5 protein-coding genes are annotated in these 4,453 nt (G+C 28.9%); 2 read left to right on the forward strand and 3 right to left on the reverse strand.

Going from position 1 to position 4,453, the window contains the following annotated elements:
• The first annotated feature begins 60 nt into the window (after window positions 1-60).
• Entirely contained in the window at window positions 61-402 is a 342-nt protein-coding gene (locus Q0352_RS03310; protein WP_299523587.1) for a hypothetical protein, read from the forward strand.
• 2 nt (window positions 403-404) lie between these two features.
• Window positions 405-1,538, forward strand: coding sequence for an ATP-binding protein (locus Q0352_RS03315; RefSeq protein WP_299523591.1), 1,134 nt, complete (start codon window positions 405-407; stop codon window positions 1,536-1,538).
• A gap of 84 nt (window positions 1,539-1,622) precedes the next feature.
• On the opposite strand, the gene Q0352_RS03320 is transcribed toward Q0352_RS03315, so the two are convergent.
• The 3 genes from Q0352_RS03320 to Q0352_RS03330 all read right to left on the reverse strand — a co-directional run.
• The gene (locus Q0352_RS03320) at window positions 1,623-2,516 is read right to left on the reverse strand and encodes a DUF6265 family protein (protein WP_367274577.1); all 894 of its coding nucleotides are present in this window, start codon (window positions 2,514-2,516) and stop codon (window positions 1,623-1,625) included.
• A gap of 45 nt (window positions 2,517-2,561) precedes the next feature.
• Window positions 2,562-3,857, reverse strand: a complete 1,296-nt coding sequence (thrC, locus tag Q0352_RS03325; RefSeq protein WP_299523594.1) for a threonine synthase — start codon at window positions 3,855-3,857, stop codon at window positions 2,562-2,564.
• 95 nt (window positions 3,858-3,952) lie between these two features.
• The coding region (locus tag Q0352_RS03330) for a homoserine kinase (protein ID WP_299523596.1) at window positions 3,953-4,453 on the reverse strand (501 nt) is incomplete at its 5' end.

The following is a 4,453-nucleotide window of genomic DNA, read 5'->3' on the forward strand; positions in this document are numbered from 1 at the left end:
ACTATTTATATTTATGATATTACTATTAATGCATATATTTAAATAAAAAAACAAAATAACATGAAAAATAACGGCGTAAAATATATTGTTAATTTAAGTTTTGAAGAAATAAAACTACCTCCTTTTGAAGAAATATTGGTGTTAGGTAAACATTCACCTCATGGAAAACAAGGGATTTCAAAATCTTTTGATTTGTTAATTCCAAATGGTTTTGAAATTATTGATTCAGATCATGAAAATGTAGACTGCGTATTTGTTAATAAGCGAATTTTATCAAAAATGCCAAAAGAAAGAATATTAAAAATATTAGAAGCCAATGTATTTCCTTATGTTTCTGAAAAGGAAATACTAAAAGTTGATTTTAAAGTGAAAATTTCACATAATATTGTTGAAGAGGATTAATAATGAAGATATCGCATTTGATACGAAAAGATTTTTTAACAATTAATCCTTTTTATGGTTTAAATGCAATTAAAAAGGAATTGTTAGAACGCACTGCATTGGTTGTTCAAGATGAAAACCAATTTTACGGTGTTTTAACAACTAGTGATATTATTTCAAACCCAAAAGTGTTGGTAATTGACTGTTTATCAATTAAAACATTGGTTGACTGCCAGCAATCTGTTCAAGAAGTTCTTTCTGAAATGAAGATTATGAATACTGATGTTTTACCTGTTGGTAAAGATGAGCATTTTGTAGGATTGGTATTTAAAAATGAACTTTATAAGTATATATCTGAATACAATTTAGAATTGGAAACAATTATACACGAACGCACACTAGAACTAAAAAAAACATTGGAAACTAAAGATTTAATGTTTTCTATTATTGCACATGATTTAAAAAGCCCATTTAATACCATTTTAGGGTTTACTGATATTTTGAAAGGTAACCTGCGTAACTATGAAATTGAAAAATCAGAAAAGTTTATTTATGAGATGAATACTCAGGCTAAAAGAACCTACAATTTACTTGATAATTTATTAAATTGGGCAAAAAATCAAGCGGGTATTATCGCATTTAATCCTTCCTATTGTAACATTGGTAAAATTTCTAGTGAAGTAATTGAGCAACTAGAAGGAACAGCTCAAATGAAAAATATTACGCTAAAAAGCTTTTATTCTGGAAACGTAAATGCCAGTGTAGATAAAAATATGGTGGAAGTAATTTTAAGAAACCTTATTGCAAATGCAATTAAATTTACTGAGAGTAATGGATTAGTAGAAGTTTACTCCATGGTAATTGATGATTATATTGAGGTAACAGTTGCAGATACTGGAATAGGAGTAGATGATAAGGATAAAATAATAATATTTACTATTGATGAAAACAAAACCAAACTAGGAACTGCCAATGAAAAAGGATCTGGTTTAAATTTAGTTGTTTGTAAGGATTTTGTTGATAAGCATCATGGAAAAATTTGGGTTGAAAATAAAAAAGACAAAGGCAGTTTATTTAAATTTACATTGCCTATTAAAATAAACAAGAAAACCTCACTCAAGAAAAAAAACAAACCCCGTAATAAAGTAGAATATTAATACAAGTACACTCGAAAAATCTAGATTAGAAGACTGTTCTTCTGAATTTTATATAGTTCTAACCTTAAATTTTGAGTTATTTTTTCACTTCTGAATTAGCTGAATATAATTACCGCACGTATCATCAAAAATTGCTTCAATTCCCCAATCTTGTTTTGTTGGTGTTTTTATAAATTTCACGCCTAAATTTAATAATCTATGATATTCTTTATCAATATCGTCAGTGCTAAAAGTAATTACAGGTAATTTTTTAGCGTACACTTTAGATTGAAAAGGTTTATAAATTTCTTCATCAATTGGTTCTAATAAAATAGCAGGGCCATCTACTTCCTCTTTTTTATAAACTATTGCCAAAAAATGCTCAGGCATGTACAATTGCTCATCAAAATTCAAAATTTTTGTATAAAATTCAAATGCTTTTGGAACATCATTTACAGGAATACTAGTCATTGCAAGTTTCATATACTTATTTTGTGTGTTAGATTTATAATTAAATTTCACTTCTTCTTCAATCCCAGATTCATTTTTAAAAACAACATAAATATTTAATTCTGAAGAACTTACTTTTTCAAAAGTGAGATTATCAAAATAAACTCTGTTTGCTTCAATTTTAACTAATTCAAAGTCTTCCGATTCATCTTTTTCTTCCCAACCTTTTAAATCGTTGCTAAAATGCTTAATACGAAGTAATAACGTTTCGTTTTCTTCAGAAATAGTCATTAATTCATAAAAATTAATTTCCCCGTCTGCAACTAATTTAAATGAACCCATCATAGAACCTCCAAGTGGAGAAGTCCATACTTCCTCAGTTAAACCACCAAAAGCAGTTCCTTCCCAATGTCCTGAAATCCAGGAAGCGTCATTAATAGTAGCTTTATAAGGCGTTTTTAAAGAATCTAGTTTTAAAGTTTTTTGAGAGAAAAGAGTAATAGAGAAAATAAAAGTGAAAAAGCTAAATAATTTCTCATTTGATAAAATTTAAATTACTTAGCTAATCTACTATTTTATTTATAATAAAGAAAGTTACATTTTTAGTAAAAACTGCTTTAATTCGTTATAAGTTGTAATTTCAATAGATACTTTTTCTCTATCAATTACTTCTTTTATTTGAGCTGGAAGTTCAATAGTTTCATTTATCACAGGCTCAACTACATCTAAAAATTTCACAGGATGTGCAGTTTCTATAAATATACCTTGAGCATTGTTTTCAGTTAAATACTTTTTCAAGCCTAAATAACCAACTGCACCATGTGGGTCTGCAATATAATTACAATTCTCCTTTAAATGTTTCATTGCTGTTCTTGTTTCATCATCGTTAAATGAATAGGAGGAAAGGTGCTTTTTCAATTCAGAAATATCATTTTTATAAATTTCTAATACACGAACAAAATTGCTTGGATCGCCAACGTCCATTGCGTTTGAGATAGTTTGCTTTGAAGGTTTAGGAGTGTAAATTTCTGTTTCTAAAAAATTTGGAACTATATCATTTACATTTGTTGAAGCTATAAATTGTTTCACAGGAAGCCCTAATTGTTGCGCCATCATACCTGCACAAATATTACCGAAATTTCCACTTGGAATTGAAAAAACCACTTCTTTATTTTTACTTTTTAATTGTTTAAAAGCAAAAAAGAAGTAAAACATTTGAGGCAACCAACGAGCAACATTAATAGAATTTGCGGAAGTTAAATTTTTATTTGAAATTAAATCTTTATCTAAAAAAGCTTTTTTAACCATTGCCTGACAATCATCAAAAGTACCATCTACTTCTAAAGCTGTGATGTTTTGGCCAAGGGTTGTTAATTGCTTTTCTTGAACATTACTCACTTTTCCACTTGGGTATAAAATTACGACATCAACACCTTTTACTCCTAAAAATCCACTTGCTACTGCACCACCTGTATCTCCAGATGTTGCAACTAAAACAGTAACTTTAGTAGTGCTTTCTTGTTTGTTAAAGTATCCTAAACAACGCGCCATAAAACGTGCTCCAACATCCTTAAAAGCCATTGTTGGACCATGAAACAATTCTAATGTTGAAATATTCTCTTCAATATTTACAAGTGGAAAATCAAAATTTATAGTTTCTGCAATAATTTCTTTTAAATCACTTTCAGGAATTTCATTACCTATAAATTGCTTAATAACTTCAAAAGCTATTTCTTCATTAGAAAAATAATTTATATTCTTGTAAAAACCCTTTATTAAAGGTTTAATTTTCTTAGGAAAATACAGTCCTTTATCTGGCGCTAACCCTTTAATAACTGCATTTTTAAACGATACATTGGGTGCTATTTTATTTAAGCTATAGTATTTCATAATTATTTTTTCTTTTTTGCCATTCTCATTAACGTGGGCATCTTTAACTAGCAGTTCTCTTTAAAAGATCCCTAGTCAAACTGAGGATGACAGTTTTATAAAATTTTAATTCCTTGTTTATTTACTTTTGATACGTGTATATCGTAATCGATTCCTACTTTATTGTAAACTAATTTCATTGCTTCAGCTACCTTTAATGCGGTTTCTTTTCCTTTACTCAACGCAAATATTGAAGGTCCTGAACCAGAAATTCCACACCCTAAAGCTCCCGATTTTAATGATTGTAATTTTACTTCATCAAATGCGGGTATTAATATAGAACGTATAGGTTCAATAATAAAATCTTCTAATGATCTTCCAATTAACTCGTAATCTTCAGTATACAAACCACTTATCAACCCACCAACATTTCCCCACTGCTTAATTGCATCTTTAAGAGGAACTGTAGTTTTTAATATATTTCGAGCGTCTGAAGTTTTTACTTCAATTTGAGGGTGAATCACAGTAGCAAATAATTCATCAGGCGTATGAATACTCACAATATCAAGTGGTTCATAACTTCTAACCAATGTAAAACCGCCAAAAAGGGCAGGAGC

Origin of the sequence: uncultured Lutibacter sp., from assembly GCF_937891065.1 — a bacterium.
Classification (GTDB): Bacteria; Bacteroidota; Bacteroidia; order Flavobacteriales; family Flavobacteriaceae; genus Lutibacter.